General features: G+C 58.0%; 20 protein-coding genes and 3 pseudogenes. 11 read left to right on the top strand and 12 right to left on the bottom strand.

Annotated features, from left to right (window positions below):
- Nucleotides 1-233: 233 nt before the first annotated feature.
- Nucleotides 234-1,334 (bottom strand): CHAD domain-containing protein, encoded by a 1,101-nt coding sequence (locus LVY75_35380; protein ID XAZ26056.1) that lies wholly within the window; start codon nucleotides 1,332-1,334, stop codon nucleotides 234-236.
- A gap of 428 nt (nucleotides 1,335-1,762) precedes the next feature.
- On the opposite strand from LVY75_35380, the gene LVY75_35375 reads away from it, so the two are divergent.
- The 3 genes from LVY75_35375 to LVY75_35365 all read left to right on the top strand — a co-directional run bounded on the left by LVY75_35375 (nucleotide 1,763) and on the right by LVY75_35365 (nucleotide 3,531).
- Nucleotides 1,763-2,209 (top strand): NUDIX hydrolase, encoded by a 447-nt coding sequence (locus LVY75_35375; protein XAZ26055.1) that lies wholly within the window; start codon nucleotides 1,763-1,765, stop codon nucleotides 2,207-2,209.
- Complete coding sequence (locus LVY75_35370; protein ID XAZ26054.1) at nucleotides 2,206-3,198, top strand: PHB depolymerase family esterase; 993 nt, start codon at nucleotides 2,206-2,208, stop codon at nucleotides 3,196-3,198. The genes LVY75_35375 and LVY75_35370 overlap by 4 nt, the downstream gene beginning before the upstream one ends.
- A 132-nt stretch (nucleotides 3,199-3,330) precedes the next feature.
- The gene (locus LVY75_35365) at nucleotides 3,331-3,531 is read left to right on the top strand and encodes a hypothetical protein (protein XAZ26053.1); all 201 of its coding nucleotides are present in this window, start codon (nucleotides 3,331-3,333) and stop codon (nucleotides 3,529-3,531) included.
- Nucleotides 3,532-5,163: 1,632 nt separating this feature from the next.
- Here LVY75_35365 and LVY75_35360 read toward each other — a convergent pair.
- Genes LVY75_35360 through LVY75_35350 form a run of 3 tightly spaced genes read right to left on the bottom strand, consistent with a single transcriptional unit; the run spans nucleotide 5,164 to nucleotide 6,537 of the window.
- Nucleotides 5,164-5,697, bottom strand: coding sequence for a YidB family protein (locus tag LVY75_35360; GenBank protein XAZ26052.1), 534 nt, complete (start codon nucleotides 5,695-5,697; stop codon nucleotides 5,164-5,166).
- 58 nt (nucleotides 5,698-5,755) lie between these two features.
- Complete coding sequence (locus tag LVY75_35355) at nucleotides 5,756-5,989, bottom strand: hypothetical protein (GenBank protein ID XAZ26051.1); 234 nt, start codon at nucleotides 5,987-5,989, stop codon at nucleotides 5,756-5,758.
- Entirely contained in the window at nucleotides 5,986-6,537 is a 552-nt protein-coding gene (locus LVY75_35350; protein ID XAZ26050.1) for a response regulator, read from the bottom strand. Before LVY75_35350 ends, LVY75_35355 begins: the two co-directional genes overlap by 4 nt.
- Before the next feature lie 77 nt (nucleotides 6,538-6,614).
- Here LVY75_35350 and LVY75_35345 point away from each other — a divergent pair.
- The 4 genes and pseudogenes from LVY75_35345 (at nucleotide 6,615) to LVY75_35330 (ending at nucleotide 7,982) form a co-directional block, all read left to right on the top strand.
- Nucleotides 6,615-6,866, top strand: a pseudogene (locus LVY75_35345) (MgtC/SapB family protein).
- Nucleotides 6,867-7,020: 154 nt separating this feature from the next.
- Nucleotides 7,021-7,188: a hypothetical protein gene (locus LVY75_35340; protein XAZ26049.1), complete on the top strand. Its 168-nt coding sequence runs from the start codon at nucleotides 7,021-7,023 to the stop codon at nucleotides 7,186-7,188.
- A gap of 363 nt (nucleotides 7,189-7,551) precedes the next feature.
- Nucleotides 7,552-7,671 (top strand): annotated as a pseudogene (locus tag LVY75_35335) (SDR family NAD(P)-dependent oxidoreductase).
- Nucleotides 7,672-7,727: 56 nt separating this feature from the next.
- The gene (locus tag LVY75_35330; protein ID XAZ26048.1) at nucleotides 7,728-7,982 is read left to right on the top strand and encodes an SDR family NAD(P)-dependent oxidoreductase; all 255 of its coding nucleotides are present in this window, start codon (nucleotides 7,728-7,730) and stop codon (nucleotides 7,980-7,982) included.
- A 290-nt stretch (nucleotides 7,983-8,272) separates the two neighbouring features.
- On the opposite strand, the gene LVY75_35325 is transcribed toward LVY75_35330, so the two are convergent.
- On the bottom strand, nucleotides 8,273-8,461 hold the full coding sequence (locus LVY75_35325; GenBank protein ID XAZ26047.1) for a hypothetical protein: 189 nt from the start codon (nucleotides 8,459-8,461) through the stop codon (nucleotides 8,273-8,275).
- A gap of 350 nt (nucleotides 8,462-8,811) precedes the next feature.
- Between LVY75_35325 and LVY75_35320 the strand changes: the two genes are divergently transcribed.
- On the top strand, nucleotides 8,812-9,105 hold the full coding sequence (locus LVY75_35320) for a DUF982 domain-containing protein (protein ID XAZ26046.1): 294 nt from the start codon (nucleotides 8,812-8,814) through the stop codon (nucleotides 9,103-9,105).
- Here LVY75_35320 and LVY75_35315 read toward each other — a convergent pair.
- Both LVY75_35315 and LVY75_35310 read right to left on the bottom strand, forming a co-directional pair.
- A complete protein-coding gene (locus LVY75_35315; GenBank protein XAZ26045.1) occupies nucleotides 9,095-9,256 on the bottom strand; it encodes a hypothetical protein in 162 nt (53 codons plus the stop codon). The genes LVY75_35320 and LVY75_35315 overlap by 11 nt on opposite strands.
- A 44-nt stretch (nucleotides 9,257-9,300) precedes the next feature.
- Nucleotides 9,301-9,426 (bottom strand): annotated as a pseudogene (locus tag LVY75_35310) (LysR family transcriptional regulator).
- 114 nt (nucleotides 9,427-9,540) lie between these two features.
- Here LVY75_35310 and LVY75_35305 point away from each other — a divergent pair.
- The 3 genes from LVY75_35305 (at nucleotide 9,541) to LVY75_35295 (ending at nucleotide 11,629) form a co-directional block, all read left to right on the top strand.
- Complete coding sequence (locus LVY75_35305) at nucleotides 9,541-10,134, top strand: SDR family NAD(P)-dependent oxidoreductase (GenBank protein ID XAZ26044.1); 594 nt, start codon at nucleotides 9,541-9,543, stop codon at nucleotides 10,132-10,134.
- A 351-nt stretch (nucleotides 10,135-10,485) separates the two neighbouring features.
- Nucleotides 10,486-10,833: a hypothetical protein gene (locus LVY75_35300; GenBank protein ID XAZ26043.1), complete on the top strand. Its 348-nt coding sequence runs from the start codon at nucleotides 10,486-10,488 to the stop codon at nucleotides 10,831-10,833.
- A 550-nt stretch (nucleotides 10,834-11,383) separates the two neighbouring features.
- On the top strand, nucleotides 11,384-11,629 hold the full coding sequence (locus LVY75_35295; GenBank protein XAZ26042.1) for a hypothetical protein: 246 nt from the start codon (nucleotides 11,384-11,386) through the stop codon (nucleotides 11,627-11,629).
- Between the two features lie 187 nt (nucleotides 11,630-11,816).
- Here LVY75_35295 and catE read toward each other — a convergent pair whose 3' ends face one another.
- From catE to LVY75_35270, 5 genes are all read right to left on the bottom strand, one after another.
- The gene (gene catE, locus LVY75_35290; GenBank protein XAZ26041.1) at nucleotides 11,817-13,967 is read right to left on the bottom strand and encodes a catalase C; all 2,151 of its coding nucleotides are present in this window, start codon (nucleotides 13,965-13,967) and stop codon (nucleotides 11,817-11,819) included.
- Between the two features lie 74 nt (nucleotides 13,968-14,041).
- A complete protein-coding gene (locus LVY75_35285) occupies nucleotides 14,042-14,539 on the bottom strand; it encodes a ferritin-like domain-containing protein (GenBank protein XAZ26040.1) in 498 nt (165 codons plus the stop codon).
- A 714-nt stretch (nucleotides 14,540-15,253) separates the two neighbouring features.
- Nucleotides 15,254-15,505 (bottom strand): GlsB/YeaQ/YmgE family stress response membrane protein, encoded by a 252-nt coding sequence (locus LVY75_35280; protein XAZ26039.1) that lies wholly within the window; start codon nucleotides 15,503-15,505, stop codon nucleotides 15,254-15,256.
- A 60-nt stretch (nucleotides 15,506-15,565) separates the two neighbouring features.
- Nucleotides 15,566-16,771 carry an MFS transporter gene (locus tag LVY75_35275; GenBank protein ID XAZ26038.1) on the bottom strand — a complete coding sequence of 402 codons (1,206 nt, stop codon included), beginning with the start codon at nucleotides 16,769-16,771 and terminating at the stop codon, nucleotides 15,566-15,568.
- A 232-nt stretch (nucleotides 16,772-17,003) separates the two neighbouring features.
- Nucleotides 17,004-17,822, bottom strand: coding sequence for a Ku protein (locus LVY75_35270; GenBank protein ID XAZ26037.1), 819 nt, complete (start codon nucleotides 17,820-17,822; stop codon nucleotides 17,004-17,006).
- Nucleotide 17,823: the final 1 nt, after the last annotated feature.

Genomic DNA, 17,823 nt, shown 5'->3' with positions numbered 1-17,823 from the left:
TCGATTGTCCATGAGCGATATCTGCTGGCGTAGCCAGCCCACCTACCCTGAAGAGCGAGATCGCTCTCGAGGATCCGCGAAAGAGATCACTTCATCTGCCGCCAGAATCGGCCCTCCAGCGAGCGCTGTTTCGCCGAGGAGTTTGAGGGGCATGATCTGGCCGACAATTCCAATATATGTGATGGCACCTTACTAGATGACGAGAACGAAGCACCGCTTTTGACGTGCGAGTGCTATCTCCAAAATCGCTTCGTATCGAGTACCTCATCGACCGACGCTTGCGCCCTATGGATCAATGCCTCCTTGTCTGCGTGGGAAAGGACCGAATCTTTCGCCGGGTCTGATAGACCGTGCTTCTGCAGTACATCCGGGCCGGTCGCAAGATCGTTCAAGCTGCCGAGATCGTCCTGAAGCAGTTCCATGGCAGCGAGGAATTTCCTGTGTCGACGGGCGCCTCGTCTGTCGTCGAACAGCGATGTGAAGAATTCCGCCGCATACCGAAACTTCTTCGCGTCCTTGCGAACCTCGTGACGGTGCTCGTCGTCCATCCTCGCCAGTGCCTGCCCGCCCTTCTTTATCCGTTTGCGCAGCTTGTCGAGCGCGCGCGCTGCAAAATCACGAGCGCCAGGTATGTCTCCGGAAAGATACTCCCCGCGCCAGAGCCACCCAATCAGGCCAAGCATCAGGGCTCGCGACCTCGGTGAATTCAATGCTTTAATCGCATCCCGGTAGACGACGTCCCTGGCTGACTTGAGCTTGACGACAAGGTCGGCATCCTCTGCCTTCGCGAGCAGAACGTCGACGTTTCGCGCCTCGTCGAGCGCGGCGGCGATCCATCGCAGGTCTTCCTTGAGCCTGAGCGCTTCGTCGTTCGGGATGACCTCCTTGAAAAGTGAGAAAGCCGACCGCAGCCGCCGAAGCGCGACGCGGGCCTTATGCAGCGCCTCCGCGTTTCGCTTCTGGAAGAGCACGTCCTCATTCAATCGGAATTGCCGGACACAAGAAACGGCGATCGCCTGGAATGCAGCAGCCGCATTCATGTCCGGGTCGAGATGGATAGGTTCTGATTTAAAGACCACTTTCTGAACTTCGACGAGCGCGAAGCCTCGCTCAGCCTTCGAGCGCACGCCGAACCGGAAGCCCGTGACAGCGTCGATCCTTCGCGGGAAGACGAAAAGGTCGCTCGGATTTCCGTCTTTGAGCTCGACCTCAACCTCGTAGATCGGGAAGCGACGGTCGTCGGCGACTACCTCACCTTGATCGACAACGACTTCGAAGCGCGAGCCGTTCTCCTCGACATCCCATTGCCGCCGTTCCACCACGACGTCGAACACCGGTTCCAGCTTAGGCTCGCTGCCGAACTCGCCGGCAAGGGGACTGGTATGATCGATGACGGGCTCATCTCGGTTGACGGGCGTTTCCCACTCCGACCGCGCAAACAGCGAGCGCGCGGCCCCGGTGGCTTTGACGGTCTACATGCGCGCTTCGTCGACCTTGCGGATGAGAAGCGTGTATCCTTCCCGCCAAAGCCCGCGATCCGGGTATCAAAGTATGTTGATCGCTGCTCGAATAATCCGTCCCGGCTCGCCTAGCAGCTGGGAACCAACAAGGCGGTCGAGGGCTTCCTCCGAAAGGTCGATCTTCAATTCGGTTTCTGACGACAAAAATGAACTCCGGTTGATGGTGGAAGCTGTTAAACGCCGATCTCCTGTCATAGTTCGGTGCCACATCGTTTTGATGAAACATAGGAGAAATCGAAAACATGCTCGCCGACGACCCGCTCACTTCCTCGACACCGACGGCAGGGTCCCGGGTCCAGCAGGCTGGAGCCATCTGTTATTATCGCAACGGCAAGCGCCGGCTTCGCATCCTTTCGATTGGCAGCCGCAGAAATGGTCGCGGGGACATACCCAAGGGCCATCCCGATCCGGGCCAAACCAGCCAGCTCGCCGCCGGGCGCGAGGCCCTTGAGGCAACAGGTGTCGCCGGCAAGGTAACTAGCGGCGTCTTCGGCTCCTTCACCTACACGATGGAAAGCCTGCCGTATTACGTTGCTGTTCACCTCCTTGAGGTTGCCGGACTTTCTGCGGAATTCCCCGCGAAGACGGTGCGCAGGCAGAAATGGTTCCCACTTAATGTCCCCGTCCGCCAGGCCAGCCAGCCGGGCCTGCGCGCCTTGCTCGCAAAACTGGAAGCGGTCGCCTCTTGAAGATCGGTTTTTCCAGATCGCTGTCAAGGGCGTTACGGTCACAAAAGAAATTTGTCAGGCTCGTCGAGGCCGTTCTGCAGCCGCCGCGCCGGAGGCGAACGCGCAAGGGGCCGCCACGGCTCGAGATGACCATGAGCTTCGGCAGCAATCCGGGACGGCTCGTGATGAAATTCTTCGCGCCCCCAAAGCTGCCTGAGCGCCCTTCGATGGTGGTCGTGCTTCATGGGTGCGGCCAGACGCCCGAGAGCCTGGACGCTGCGAGCGGCTTTTCACGCCTCGCAAGAGAAAGGGGCTTCGTCGTCGTCTATCCGGAACAGTCGAAGAGCAACAATCCGCAAGGCTGCTTCAACTGGTTTCGGCCGAGCTCTGTCAGCCGCGATCGTGGCGAGCTGCTCTCCGTAAGGCAGATGATCGAACACGCGGGCAAGCGTTATGGTGTCGATCGGAAGCGGGTCTTCGTCGTCGGCCTTTCGGCAGGCGGAGCAATGACCGCAGTCCTGGTGGCTACCTATCCCGATCTTTTTGCTGGCGCAGCGATCGTTGCCGGAATGCCGGTCGGTGCTGCTCGCGAGGCGATGTCGGCTCTTCGCGCGATGAGGTCGGGTGCTCCGACGCCCGCCGAAGGATGGGGCAGCCGCATCGCCGGCATCTCTCCCGAGCGGCGCTCATGGCCTTCGATCAGCATCTGGCACGGTACGGCCGACAGCGTCGTAAATCCAAAGAACGCAAACGCAAGCGTCGACCAGTGGCTGGAAGCGATGAACATCAATCGGGAATCGAGTCATATTCAGAAAAAGGCCTGGGGAGAACTGCACTCCTGGCGCACTGCACATGGATCCTCATTAACTTTTTATTCCGTCGCGAACCTGGCCCACGGACTGCCCGTCAAGCCGCGCGCGAGTGACCGGTCGAACCCGAAGGACCCTTTCGTACTTGCATCCGATGTTTCAGCTCCTCTCGAACTGATGCGCTTGTGGGGGCTATCGTAATCGACGTTTCCTGGTCATTTGTCGAGTTCAGCGTCAAGAATGCTGAACTTCTGGACTTTCATCCGCGACCTGCTGCGTCTCCACTTGAGATAGCGCATCCATGGGCGCCAACTATGACTTTAAGGAGAAGATATGACAGATAAGACCTGCTCCGTGCCGACGTCCGAGCAGCGCCGTTTCCTCGAGATCCGGGAGGCGGCAGAGCGCTCGATGTTAGACAAGATCTTCAAGGCAATCGACGACGTGGCCGCCGAAGTCGCAGAAAAATTTGCGGAGGCGGGTCTCGATTTCGAGCCGACCAGCAGAGACTATTTCATGTTCACGACCCAGTAGGTGACTTTCGTCCGTTTTTGCGGCGGCGATCCGGATACGCTGCAAGGCGGCGATCCCGACCTCGGTCAGCGGATTATCAACAATGGCCAGCATATCATCGACAGCTACTGGCGACGCGGCGAACGGACCTAGATAACCGGTCAAAGATAGAGCTTTCGCACGGACGTCGGACACTCTATGCGATCTGCTTAAGGCGTAGCGCCAAACCGTGACGATCCAGTCGAGGAAATCTGCAATTGATCCGGATTGCATCGCTCGAGAGGAGTTCCGATGGCTGCTTTCTGTGCGACTTAGACGAGCCGCCCGTCAGGGAGGGGGTATCTTGTTTGAATTTCTTCAAGAGCCTCGCACCTCAGGTCAGATTTGAGCTTGCTCCAAAACCTGTCACAAGCAGCGCTTCCCGGAGCTCCTCGGCTCCAGCTTTGTCAGCCTAGGCAGATCGGACGCTATACCCTCAACATTAGAGGTCAACAATCAAAAGGAAGCCGTTCGCTGCAGCACTTTCAGAACTGCCTCACGCTGGCATTCGCTTTTATGATCAATGCCTGATTATCCGCAAGCTCGATCATCTCGACGAGTACCTCTTGAGGCCTCCCGCCACCACCGCACGGTCGACCAGGTCCTGCTCATCGCGCAGTCATCCTGGCACCATAAAAAGCGGTCGGGGTCTTCCTCGTCGACGGTCGCGGGCTGGAGTTCGGTCATCAAGGTGATGAGGAGCCCAAGGCAGGTCAAGCATTGTGCTACAGTCGTAAAGACGTGTATGGTGGGACCGCACGGTTTCTTTGAAGGGAAGGGTAGACGAGCTAGCCCCCGCGCGGTCCCAAGCCTATACCTGAAAAGCTATGTTTTGTTCCCGCCGTACAGAACAAAAAAGGCCCGCCGGCGCGGGCTAGTTTAAGCTGCATTCTGTGGAACCGCGCAGGCTGATAGATAACGGTGCCAGAAAGGGACGGACCCACAGCACGATCCCGGCTCCTTACCGGGCACGTGTGGGTTTGTTCCCGCTACTCGAAAAAATGCCCGCTTCGGGTAAATTTCTGAGAGGGTCAGCGGGATCGCCCAGGTTCGAGGCAGGTGACCTATTGGACACCACCACCTCCCACACGATTCGAGGGCTACCCGATTAGATACAGCAGGTATGGAGCCTCCGAGGAACGACGGAAAAGCAGGGGACGAACGCGTGCGCCGTCGATGCGTAGCGATTTATTTCGTGGGAAATCCCGCATCAGCTTCGCGCAATCAAAGCGAGTTAGGCAGAGAGCATACTGCCTCCCAAGATTTGATCACTGTCAGCCCCGCCTTCGGGCGGGGCTTTTTCTGCCTGAGGTGTCGTGCAGGCATAAGAGCAACTGCGGGCGATCACGGCGGTGGTCGGCGAGAGGGACCGCAGGTCTCAAGCTTTCCGCGCAACCTAGGCGCTTGATCTCGGGTTTTGCTGTGACATCGGCTGTTTGTTGAAAGGGGCAGTTAAAAGGCAGCCGATGGCTTCCTCAGTGCAGGTGGCTGCTGTCCAGATCTCCGGATGTCAGGATTTGTTGGCACCTATGCGACCACTTGCGTAATTTATCCGGGTCGCTTGGCAAGAACAGGTCCGCAGGCTGTCTCGCTGCCAACGGCCCGGCCTTCTCATCAAACCTTCGTGTCGAAACCGGCCGGGTTACTGCCGGACGAGGGCAAGTCGTCTTCCCCCTCTGGCAGTTTTCCATTAGGCGTCAGATCGTCAACAGCCTTCGGTAGATCTCGGCTTAACCGCTCTAAGATCTCTTGGTGGGAAAGTCCGGTCTTCGCCGCAAGTTCGCTGAGAATGTCGGGACCGAGAGCTTCACTGAGTTGGCCGCCATCAATCGGAGAGTTGGAGCCCGGACTGACCCAGCTTTCTGCTTTTTCTCCGTGGCCATTTTGCTGGAACGTCTTCAGCAGCTCGCCGAGACCACCGCTTAGAATTCCGCCAGTCGACAATCCACCAAGGAGATCGCCAAATCCACCAGGACCACCAAAAATTCCGTCGAGGCCCCCTGGCGCTTCACCTGAAGTTGTTGGTCGGGCATCCTGTCTACGTTGCGGATTTTGGATGCCACGCAGCAATTCACCAATCTTGTCACGGTTCTGGTAACCAGCCACCGCTATCACGCCCAGCAAGGCCTTCAAAGGACCACTCATCATAGCTTTTCTCCTTCGCAACACAGCGGCGCCCGATGCGGCCGCAATTTGTAATTCGATTTCATTGCATACGAACAGCGTCCTTGAACGCCACGGTTGCCAACACTGACCCGTCGTCTCCCGCAATTTCGAGGGATCGGCCATCGATCACGTCGTCGTGCAAAACAAGTTCAGCAACCATTTCCCGGGCGGACCGTCTTGCCTCGGCGACGGCCTGCGCAAGCGAAGGAAATTCGATGCCCTCTTGGTCCTCTTCATAGGAGTCCTCGTCGCGGAGGTGAAAGAAAAATCTCATCTATACCTTTCTTGAACGGGACCGGGAGAAGACCCGAACGACGCCTTCAGCATGTCGACAATCGCACTGTGATTGTACGGCTTGGGAATGAACGAGACGCCGCTCGCAAGGTCGAACGCACCAAGACGGACATGGCCCGAGGTAACGATGACACGCGTTTGTGGCGCGCGCGCGCGAACGCGTGTCATCAGCCCGAGGCCGTCGGTTGAACCCGGCATGTTAACGTCGGTGAAGATGGCGTCGATGTGGGTTGCTTCGAATACGACAAGAGCTTCGTCGGCGTTGCCGGCTTCAAGGACCTCGAATCCCGCCTCCTCCAGCGCGTCAACTGTAGCAAATCTGATGAGCGGTTCGTCGTCGACAACGAGGACCCTGCGGATGGGAGAAGCCTCCGCGTCGGAGCCAGGAGGCGGCTCGCTATGGCCTCTCCCTTGCCAGTCTGCGGCCGCCTGCGACCAGTGCTCGCGATCCCGCCCGTCCGGACAGCCTTCGCTCTGCCAGATTTCATGCGCCCGGCGGCTTACCCAGTTATACTCTTCCTGATCCATCTATCGTCTCCGTCGAAAGCACAACGCCGGCAGAACGAGACGGTTCCTGCGCCTTTTCTTACATAGTCGGACGAGAGGGCGGTGCGATTCTCGTCGGCAAAGCCAGCATTCGAGGAACTTCGACGGCTGCCAGCCTCTGGTCTACGGGTGCGATCGGCGCGGCGGTTGGTCTCGGAGCCTACGAGACTGCACTCGTCCTATCGATCGCCACTTTCGTCACGCTGCGGGTAATGACGAACTTCAAGGTCGAGAAGACGGAGACGGTTCTTGAGGCGCCGCAAGGTCTTCGGGAGTGGCTTCCCCTGGTGCCTTTGCTCCATCCACAGTGAACGCGCGAGGAAAGCGTGAGGGTTTCTGAAAGGGCGAGAATCGTGCTTCAGCGAGCGTCGAAGACTAATTGGCGTTCATACCCTGAGGAACAGAATAGGTTAAGCTAAGTTGAGAAGGCGGGATCAATCCGATCTCGCAAAGGAGAAGTACATCATGGCATCGACAAGTGGTTCACAATCAAAAGGCGGCGGCGCAAAGTCGGGCGGCAGCAAGAGTGCGTCATCGTCATCTGACAAGAGCTCCAGCTCGGCCGGCAAGCAGGGCGGCACGCACGAACAGCACGTCAAGGCTGGCGAACAGAGCCACAAGAATTCCAAGTAACCCGTTCACTACGGCCGGAACACATTACAAGGGCGGGCGCGGAACCGATCCGCGCCTTTTTTGCGTCACGAGCTCCGCACCTTGCGAAAGCTTGAGCGACTTCGAATTCGTGCAACTATTAGCAAGCTCCTGTGAATGTAGCCCGGATTAGCTTCGCCGGCATGGCGTAGCGCTTGGCGGGGAGACCTGCGAATTGGTTCATCTTGACCAAGCCTACGATCCCGAGGGTTTGAGAGGCAACAGGGCCGGCGTTGTAAACGTACCCTTAACCAGGTCTTCCTGATATCTTACCAGGCATCGCATTTTGAACCAAACGCGTTTACTAGCGTTCAAGCCTCACACGAGGTGAGGAGCTTGGTTCTCATGATCGTCAAGGAAAAGCCCGTCGTTGTAGTCACGGGTGCATCTGCTGGGGTCGGTCGAGCGGTGGCGCTCCACTTTGCGCGGCATGGATGGCGTGTCGCATTGATGGCGCGCGGGAAGGCGCGCCTCAAATCGGCCGCAGCCGAGATCCAGGCGGCGGGAGGCGAGACGCTCGTGTGTCCGCCGACGTTGCAGATGCCGCCCCCATCGAAGCCGCGGCAGAAACGGTGCTCGGCGCGTGGGGAAAAATTGACGTTTGGATCAACAACGCGATGGTCACCGTGTTCGGGACCGTCGAAACAATAGCTCCAGATGAATTCAGGCGCGTGACCGAAGTTGCCTACCTCGGGCAGGTGCATGGAACGCAGACCGCCTTGAAGCACATGCGTCGCGCTGGTCGAGGAACAATCGACTCCTATTTCCCGGTGTGACAGACCGGCTGGTAGCCGCAACCGCGTTCAAAGGCCAGCTTGGTGCCGAGCCGAAGCGTTAGCGACAACCCGATAATCTCTTCGATCCAGTCGATCCGAAGCAGGTTATCGGTGGTCGCTTTGTCAGGGAGGCGAAGCAGACGGTCGGATCCGTGTCAGGATCGAATGCGCGCGCGGCTCTAGCCGCCGTTGGCTTCGGTATGATTTTAGGAGGTATCTACGCAGCCGGACGCCCTCCAATTCGACAGCGCCGTTGGCATCAGTGGTGCATCAAGGGTATTGGCCGCATCTCATCGGCGTTGATCCGTGCCTCCTCCACATTCTGTGCCGGAAACATCTTGATAAAAAACTTTTCGGTTTCCAGAGCATTGCTTTGGAGTTCCAGCGTCCATGACGCCGGCTTCAGCTTCGTCTTTGAACACGTTCAGCAGCCGGTTACGCGACTGGTCAGTATGGACCTCGTAGATATAGTATCGCATCGGACTCCTCCGATCAAAGGCGACACCGTTTCAGCCTTTCCGGGCGTGAACAAAGCCAGGTAAGCTACGGCAATGATAATCGCGATGACGAATATCATCAGCACGTACCGGATCATGGCTTTGCTGGCTTTTCGTTCGGTGTCGTTCATATCGATGCAACAAGCAAGGAAGTAGAAGGTTCGTGCCATTGCTCAGGGCACAGCAATCCGCCCGATCGAAGAAATGCGACCTAAAAGATGCGTCGGAGGATGATCAGACGCGACCCGTTGGTGCGCTAGAAAAGGACTTGAAATCTTGGCGTTTGCTCCTAAATTTTTCGCCGTCAAACGCGCTGAGGAAAGGAGATGGCTATGGCGAACACCCTGTTTGACGTTCCACTGTTCCTGAAGAAGCGGCATTACATTCAGGAACTCGCTAGCCTCGAAGACGTCTTCGACATGCTTGACGACTGGCCGGAGCAAGAGAAAGATACCACCTATGAGGCCCTTGAAAAGGCTTGTCGCATGGCAGCGCAAGGAATCTTCCCTCTGCCAGCGATCCGGGAAAACCTCCGGCGGTTCCTGATAAAGCGCCACATGCTGGCCAACGTCGAAGAGGTTCCAGTCGTCACTAAGCGCCCGACTGATCGCAACATCAATTCGTGAGCGCAGTCGGCGCGGCAGAATATTTCAACCCGCCACGTTTGGCGCGGCGGGTTTTCCTTTGAAAGGCGCGTTGAAGGGAGCCGGCATTACTGTCCTGTTCGGCATCGCTTTCGCGTGCATAGCCAAGGGCATCCTGCGGCTCGCCGGTCATGGCACCCGCCAGGTGGTTCTCTGGCGCAAGCCCAGATGGCACTATAAAGACATCATCGTCCGGCTCAATGCCGACTGCGTGACGCCGAGCCGCTTGGCGGCACGGGTGAAGCTGCGGTCGAAGGCGACTGCCGCGAAGATGGCGAGGTCCGCGAAGTGATCCGGGCGCATTCATAACTCCCGCTATTAGGGCCTACTACCAATTCGGCGCTTATCTGAATTAATTAGCATAGCTCCCTTGTCCAACGCAGTTTGAAATAACGAGGAACACGTGATGGCAAAGGTATGGCTGGTGACGCGCGCAAGTCGCGGTCTGGGGTCCGAGATAACGCGCGCGGCACTCGATGCGGGCGAAACGGTCGTGGCGACAGCGCGCTCCGATACGGCGCTGCGAGAGGCCTGGGGGACGAACGTGATCGCCTGCATACCCTCGCGCCCGATATCACCGACGCCGAAGCTGCGCACTTGGTTGCCGCCGAGACCGCGGCGCGGTTCGGAGCGATCGAAATTTTAGTCAACAATGCCGGCTACGGCGAACTGGGCTTTTTCGAGACCTTTACTGATGCCGCCGTGCGGCGTCGGTTTGAAGTCAACCTGTTCGGAACGGTCAGGCCTCGTCATCACTGTCTCGTCGGTCAGTGGATTGGTCTCAAGCGCCGGGGGGCGGAGTACTCGCCGTCGAAATTTGCGCTCGAGGGTTGGATGGGGGGCTTTGCGCAGGAGTTGGCCCCGCATGGCATCCGCTCTCTTGTGGTCGAACCGGGGATGCTGCGAACAGATTTCATGGATGGCAAATCACCAAGCTTCGGTAGCATCGACATCCCAGACTATGCCGAGGCGACCGCGTTATCGCGCCGTCGTGGATGGGGCCATTGGTAACCAACCGGATGATCCAAAGCTGCTTGCAGCGCGGGTCGTCACCCAATCTAGTCTTCTTCACATGCGAAGCGTAAGGCTGCCATCGTCCGAAGCGGTACTCAGTAGGCGGGCTTCTTCCCCTCTATTCGGCCACTTCATCGACGACCTCGCCGCAGCGATCCCTGAAGTGCCTTAGTCGACCGCAAGGTCAGTGCCGCCGGGAGGTGTTGGCTCTGGCGGCGCCGAGCGCAGCCCATCCGTCCTGGATCTGGACAAAAGAGCGATTTTTCGAATACGAAAGGGTTGGACACAACGGCCATGCATCCTAGCTATGACGTTGAATCATATCAACAAGATAGGCAAAGGAATCTGATGAAGCCTTATCTGGGCACCGGTGTCGCGCTCATCGCCGCAGTGACAAATGCTGAAGCAAGTTATTGGACCGGTTACGATCTCCGGGATGCATGTCAGCGAACTCCAAGTTTTGTAACCGGCTACGTTACCGGGTGGGCCGACAAGCGGCTAATCGACAGTCAAAATCATTCCGGGGACGCAGGCGATGGCGGAAGCCCCAAGGTCTGCATGAGCAGCAATCCATCCGCCACTCGGTTAACGACGACCTACTGCCGCTATTTGGCCGAACACCCAGACAAGCTTCCGGAACCGGCCGAGAGCCTCCTGGCGGATGCTTTTGTCAAAGCTTTCCCATGTCCGCAGTGACACAGCGGACCCAGAGCCAAGGCGACGTTTGTGCTATCTTGTCTGCGTCAGATCGCTCCGGCTACCATCAGTCGGCTTTGGCCGCCCGTGCACCTAGAGAGTATTGGTGCAACGAGAATGATGATGAGCGGCGGATTTTTCAGCGCGGCGATGTTATTGCCAAGAACATCGTTTCTTTCGAATTCAGCTTTCGGCGAGCCTCTATGACGACATCTACCAACATCATTGCCGAACCGAAGGTTGGCCGCTTGGGCATGGGTCCAGCTTTGAGAACGGCGGCGGCCAGACGCCGCACGTCAACGGGGATCGCGTGTCTGCAGCGGTTGCAAAGGTCGACTCTTAAGCTGGGTGCCCGCAAATTATGAAGCTTATGGTCTGCGCTCGCGTTGGGATCGCGCCGTCTGCTTCACATGTATTGGGACAATCCCCCATTTACAGTCTGGTCGACGAACGGATCGGCGTTTGAAAACGAAAATCGACCGCGGTCTCCCATGGTCAGTCGGTTGACGCGAAGAGTGCCGGCCCTATCTCGCTACTCAGAGACCTTTCCATGGATCACGTCGATATGCACAGCGACCAAGAATTCCGCATGCTCTCCGAGGCGGTCCAGGCGTGGTATCGCTATTACGAACTTCGTCCCGACGAGCAGGCTTCGCATGTCTTATGTTCGGCAGCGCTCGAATTCTTCAACGAAGGATATTGTACCCTTGATGACGTCTCGACCATGCTTATCGGAACCTATGTCGGAATCTCGGCTACACGAGTGAATGCACCAACGTCGAAGTCGGTGCATTAGTGGTTCAAACTCTTGCGAGCATGGTGTGAAAGCCCGGACAGACATCCTGTTTTTTGAGCGACAACGGGATGACCACAACGCGCTTACACGCGCTGTAGTGCGGCGATCGTATTGAGACGCACCCCTGATCGCCGCTGCGCAGCCAAGAGAACTTTAAGGGCGCGGAACTGATCCGCGCCCTTTTGCATCAGGAAATCTGCGCGGAGGCCTTCCCGAGCTTGACGGAGGGTTCTCGCCCCCATACCCGCAATTTGCCAAGTTCCTCAACGAAACTGGCGACATCCTTACCGCTCGAAAGCGCAATCGTGCCTTCGTCGAGTGCATTGGCGATACCTGCCTTGTCAAGCAGCGGCAGAGCGGATTGGTCGTAGCCGATATACTTGCAGTGCTGGAACGCGTCGGCGACGAAATCACGTGCTGTCGCTTCCTTGACCAGGTCTTCGATTGCCTGATGAGAGGTCAGTAGCACGACCGCATCGAAGAGCACCGACGGGCCGCCGTCGATCATGTGCTGCGCTTCAATGAAGCTTCCGTCCGCCGCGGTCACACCACCGACTTTCGGGGCGATAATCTCGAAGACCGCCTTTTCCTTTGTCACAGCCGCAGTCAGGGCCTTCAGCAGTTTTGCATCGGCGCCGTCGGCGACAAGGATCCCGAGCTTTCGGCCTTCGAAGCGGTTGGGACCCCGCTCGACGATGCTGAGCGCCGGCGAGGGGTCGAGATCCTGCCTGGTCGGCATGGCAGCGTCGGCGGGTTTCGGCATTGATCGGAACCCGAGCTTTTGAGCCACCGTGGTCGCAAGCGTCTCATCGATGTTCATGAGATGCGACACCATTCGCTCGCGGATCACAGGCGTTTCGACCTTACTGAGCTCGAAGGTCAGCGCCATGGCGATATGTCGTTGCTCGGCTCCTGTCTGGCTGATGAAGAATTGCCGCGCCTGACTATAGTGGTCGGCAAAGCTTTCCGGACGAAGGCGAACCTTATGGCCATTTTCCTCGGCAGGGAAATGACGATAGCCCCGTGTCGGAGACTCACGCGGCCCTTCCCCGAATGAATTGGGCTGGTAATTGATCCGTCCGGTCGGATTGCGCATCGCCATATGCCCATCCTGCTGGAAATGCGCGAAGGGACACTTGGGTGCATTGATCGGCAGATGTGTGAAGTTCGGCCCACCCAGACGTTTTAGCTGAGTATCGAGATAGGAGAAGTTGCGGCCCTGCAGCAGCGGATCGTTCGAGAAATCAATACCTGGCGGGACGTTCTGGGTCATGAACGCGACCTGCTCCGTCTCGGCAAAAAAATTGTCGGGCATGCGGTCAAGCACGAGACGGCCGATCGGACGAACCGGAAGCACTTCCTCCGGAATAATCTTGGTCGGATCGAGGATGTCGAAATCGAAATTGTCCGCAAAATCCTGGTCGAACAGTTGCACGCACAATTCCCATTCCGGGAAGTTTCCGGACTGGATCGATTGCCACAGATCGCGTCGGTGGAAGTCCGGGTCGGCGCCATTGATCTTGACCGCCTCGTTCCACGCAACAGATTGCAGGCCAAGCTTGGGCTTCCAGTGAAATTTCACGAAAGTAGATTCGTCGTTGGCATTGACAAAACGGAAGGTGTGCACGCCGAACCCTTCCATGAACCGGAAGGATCGCGGAATAGTCCGGTCCGACATGATCCACATGACCATGTGCATGCTTTCGGGCGTCAGACTGATAAAGTCCCAGAAGTTGTCGTGCGCGGTCTGTGCCTGCGGAAAGGCACGGTCCGGCTCCTGCTTGGCAGCATGCACCACGTCCGGAAACTTGATGGCATCCTGGATGAAGAAGACCGGAATATTGTTGCCGACTAGATCCCAATTCCCCTCCTTGGTGTACATCTTGACGGCAAAACCGCGCACGTCGCGAGCAAGATCAGCAGAGCCCTTGTTGCCCGCAACCGTCGAGAAGCGCACGAAGACAGGTGTCTTCTCACCCGGTCGCTGGAAAACGTCTGCGCGCGTGATGTCCGACAGGGATTCATAGGTTTCGAAGAATCCATGGGCACCGTAGCCACGTGCATGTACCACCCGCTCGGGAATGCGCTCATGATCGAAGTGGAAGATCTTTTCGCGGAAGTGGAAATCGTCGATCAGGGCTGGACCGCGGGCACCAACCCTCAGCATGTTCTGGTCGTCGGCGATCGGACCGCCTTGGGCGGTCGTCAGTATGTCGTGTCCGTCTTCGGCGATCTGGTGAAGCTCGCCGCCATTTCCGCGATGAAGCTGCTGGTCATGAATTGTCACTGTGTCCCTGGCTGAAGTTATAGTCGGTGTTTTCGCCGTTCGCTTGGCCATCGGATGTCCCCTGGGATTTAGGATGTTGAATATCAAAAGGGCCGCCCACTAGGACGGCCCCTTCGACGCCCGGCCTAAGCGGCCTTGCCTTTGGCGTTCGCCTGCGCCATGGCAAGCTGCGTCAGTTTTTTGTCGGTGGCTTCTTCCTCGGCGAGGTTTTCCTGGAGCAGCGCCACCGCGTCATTCAGGCCGAGCTGCTTGGCCCAGGCGATGAGCGTGCCATAGCGGGCGATTTCGTAATGCTCGACCGCCTGCGCCGATGAAATCAGCCCGGCGTCGAGAGCTGAAGAACCCTTGAATTCTTCCATGATCTCCTCGCCCTCGGCGATGATGCCCTGGATAGCCTCACAGGTCTTGCCGCGGGCAGGCTTGCCGAGCAGTTCGAACACCTGCTCGATTCGGTCGATCTGACCCTGCGTTTCGTCGCGATGGCGCAGAAATCCTGCCTTGCCTTCTTCGGAGTCGGCGGCGCGCGCCATCTTCGGCAAGGCCTTCAGGATCTGCTTCTCGGCAAAATAGATGTCCTTCAAAGTGTCGAGAAATAGGTCGTCGAGTGTCTTGGTGCTGGCCATGATGTCCTCCTGTCTGGCTCTGGCGGGTTTCTGGCGGTCGTCCGCAAGAACGAGCGTTCAGGCGCCGTCGCCAAGCGGCAGCGCGTGAAAAGAACCAACGCAACAGGACATTGTTCCCGTATCGGGCGGACATTCTGAACTCGCAGCGCACGCGGCTCCGGCGAGATGAACCCTGGCCATCCGTCATTATCTTATGGCTCAAATGCATCCGCTAGGAAGGAAGAAGTCCGATTGACGGTGTATCCGGCGATCCTGCGCCCACAGGCGAGCCGAGGAAACCTTTGAAGCAAAGCAAAACGCCCGCCCGAGGTTGCTCTGAATAAGCGAGTGCCCAGCGCCCCCTATTCACATAATTTGTTCTGGCAAGGCCAGGCCTCGGCTTTCGAGCGAGCGTGAGGACGGTTAACCATGCGCGCAAGCGCCAAGGGTTTTAAGTTGGATCATCGGAAGGCTTCGGCTTTTCGCCGGCCCGCGCGCGAGCTCGTAGATCGAGCTCGGCGCCTCAACGGAAATATTAACGATGCGGCCGTCGAATAGACCGCTAAAAGCAATTCGCCTGACCTGGCATCGAACGATCTAGAAGGTCGCCGCCCACCGCTGTCACGCCCAGTGGTGCGCTTGTTCCGTCAGGCGTAACGCGACGACGCTCCTTCTCAGGTGCGGTCCAGGAGATGGCGTGATCGTTTCGACTCTATTTCTTATCTGGCTATGGCTTCATCGCCGGAACATCCGCGCGATCGCAATCAAAATGCAGGCGCCGATGAAGCCGGCAATCAGATAGCCGAGCCAGCCGCCGAGAACCACGCCGAACACAGACAGGATTGCATTTGCGACGATCGCGCCGACGATCCCGAGAATGATGTTCATGAGGACGCCCATGTTGGACTTCATGAACTGCTCTGCGAGCCACCCCGCGATGCCGCCGATGATGATTGCCGCGATCCAGCCGATACCTGCCTGTTCCATACGTAGTCTCCTGATGAAGTCCCTGATGATAAAGAGGAAGTAGCGCTGTGTTCTGGATCGTCAATCTCGTTTGGTACCTCGGTTGTCTGCAAACTCTCTGTCTGTGCAAACCAAAGGATTTCTACCCCTGAACACGATGTAGCAAGACATGGCCATGGCGATGATTGCCGCGCTCACAGCAAAGATTACGCGGTAAGAGGACAGCACCGACAGCGACAGCCCCGCGATCTCGCCATAAACGGCTGACGCCACTGAGACACCAAGGAAGACGAGCGTGTTGAGTCCTCCAAGCGCTAGGCCGCGCACGCGCGGTGGGATCAGGGTTTGCGCCTCGGTCATCACGAGCGGATGCACGTTCCCCATGGCATAGAGAACGGACAAGCCGGCACAGGCCGAAAGAAGCGCGAAGCCCGGCGCAGAGGAGAGGAGGATGGCAGAGGTCACTCCGGCGCCGTAGGCGGATATCACGATTGTTCGTCCGGGGACCCGCATGAGAACAATTGGCAGCATGAAGCTGGTGACGATGCCGACGACACTGATCGTCGTGAGCATCGCGCCCACCGCCGCATGCTCGCCGAATACGGACGTGACGTAGGGCACCGCCCATGCGTTGCGAAAGGTGCCACCAAGCGAGAGGGTGAAGCACACTGGGACGAGATAGAACAGCGATACCAGCGACCAGGGGCGTTGATCCCGGTCGCTTTCTTCAATGCTCGCCGGTGTCGGTCCGAGCACGAGAGCGACGGCCGCAGCGCTGACAGCCATTGCTGCCGCCGCCAACCAGCAAGCGGATTGCCAACCGAATACCTCAACGAACCACGACAGTGGAGAGGCCGAAAGCAAGGCACCTGCCGAGCCGACGGCACTGACGGTCGCGGAAAGCCGCCCCGCCTTCTCGGGCTCGTTGGTACGTCCGAGATAATAAAGGACGCCCATAAAAATTGGCGCACAGCCGATCCCGACCAAGGTTTGGCCGGTGATCGCGACCCAGTAGCCCGGCGAGAGGGCCACGATCGCCGACCCCGCGGCTCCGATACTCATCATTGCCGCCATCGGACCACGCACGCCCCATTTGTCGAAGGACATTCCAACAGGGATCTGCAGGATCGAGAAAGAAGCGAAGAAAGTCGAGGCAAGCCAGCCGAATTGTTCGGGAGACAGCGACAAATCTGCGGACAGAGCTGGACCCACGACACCAAAATAACTGCGGAAGTACATGCTCAGCAGAAAGGCAACGGCCAAAACGGGCAGTGTTAGCGCGGTCATCTTTGTTCCACAGCAAGGGCCCGCCGCGGCGATTGAGCGGGGATTATTGCTGCTCTGGTGAGCGCGGTCTCGGCGGAGGGTCTGGCCCTGGCTATTCTGCGATTCGCTATAGCCCGTCTGCGCCGGGGCGCACCTGCCGACGTCCTGTTCAAGATGATCGCGGAACCTCGCGACCAGACCAATCTCGATGCAACCCGATCTACAATTGGCAACCGTCCCATTCGCCGCATTGTCAGCCAGCCTTCTTTCGGCCCTTAAGATCGGCTTGCAGGCTCTTTTTCAATGCATCCATGATGTTGATGACATTGGAAGGCTGATCGGATGCGTCTTTCTTGCCCTTAGCCTTATCGGCTGGCTTCAAAGCTTTCTTCTTCGAGGCAATGAGCTTGAGCAGGCTTTCCTGGATGGGGTCTGTGACCATTGAGGGCGACCATTTCTCCAGCCGTGGCCTGATCATCCTTTTGATGGTCATGACGGTCTTGGGGTCGGACTTCGTCTCGATTTCCTGGAAGTACTCTTTCTCAGGACGGACCTCGTCGCCGAAACGCAGGGTCCAGACCACGATGCCTTCGCCACGCGGCTCCAGCACGACAGCACGTTCGCGCCTGCCAATGACCACACGCGATATCCCGAGGACTTTTTCGGCCTTCATTGCCTCACGGATGACCGCGTATGCCTCGTTGCCGATCTTGTCGTTCGGCATGAGGTAGTGTGGGGCCTCAAGGTAAACCCATTCGATGCTTTCCCGGGGCACGAACGTCTCGATATCGATCGTTCGAACCGTTTCCAGCGCGACCGATTCCAGCTCGTCATCGGTCAACAGCACTAAGTCGTTCTCGCCGCGCTCGTAGCCTTTCGCCTCGTTTTCTTCCTTCACGGCCTTTCCCGTCACTGCGTCCACGTACCGCGAGACGACACGGTTTCCGGTAGCCTTGTTGAGAGTATGGAAGCGAACCTTTTCGCTTTCCGAGGTCGCCGGGCTCATGGCAACCGGGCAGGTGACGAGCGAAAGTTTGAGATAGCCTCTCCAGTAGGGACGACGCGGGGCCATG

It is taken from the genome of Sinorhizobium sp. B11 (genome assembly GCA_039725955.1).
Lineage (GTDB): Bacteria > Pseudomonadota > Alphaproteobacteria > Rhizobiales > Rhizobiaceae > Rhizobium.
The sequence above is the reverse complement of the archived record's forward strand: the minus strand, read 5'-3'. Positions and strand labels throughout refer to the sequence as shown.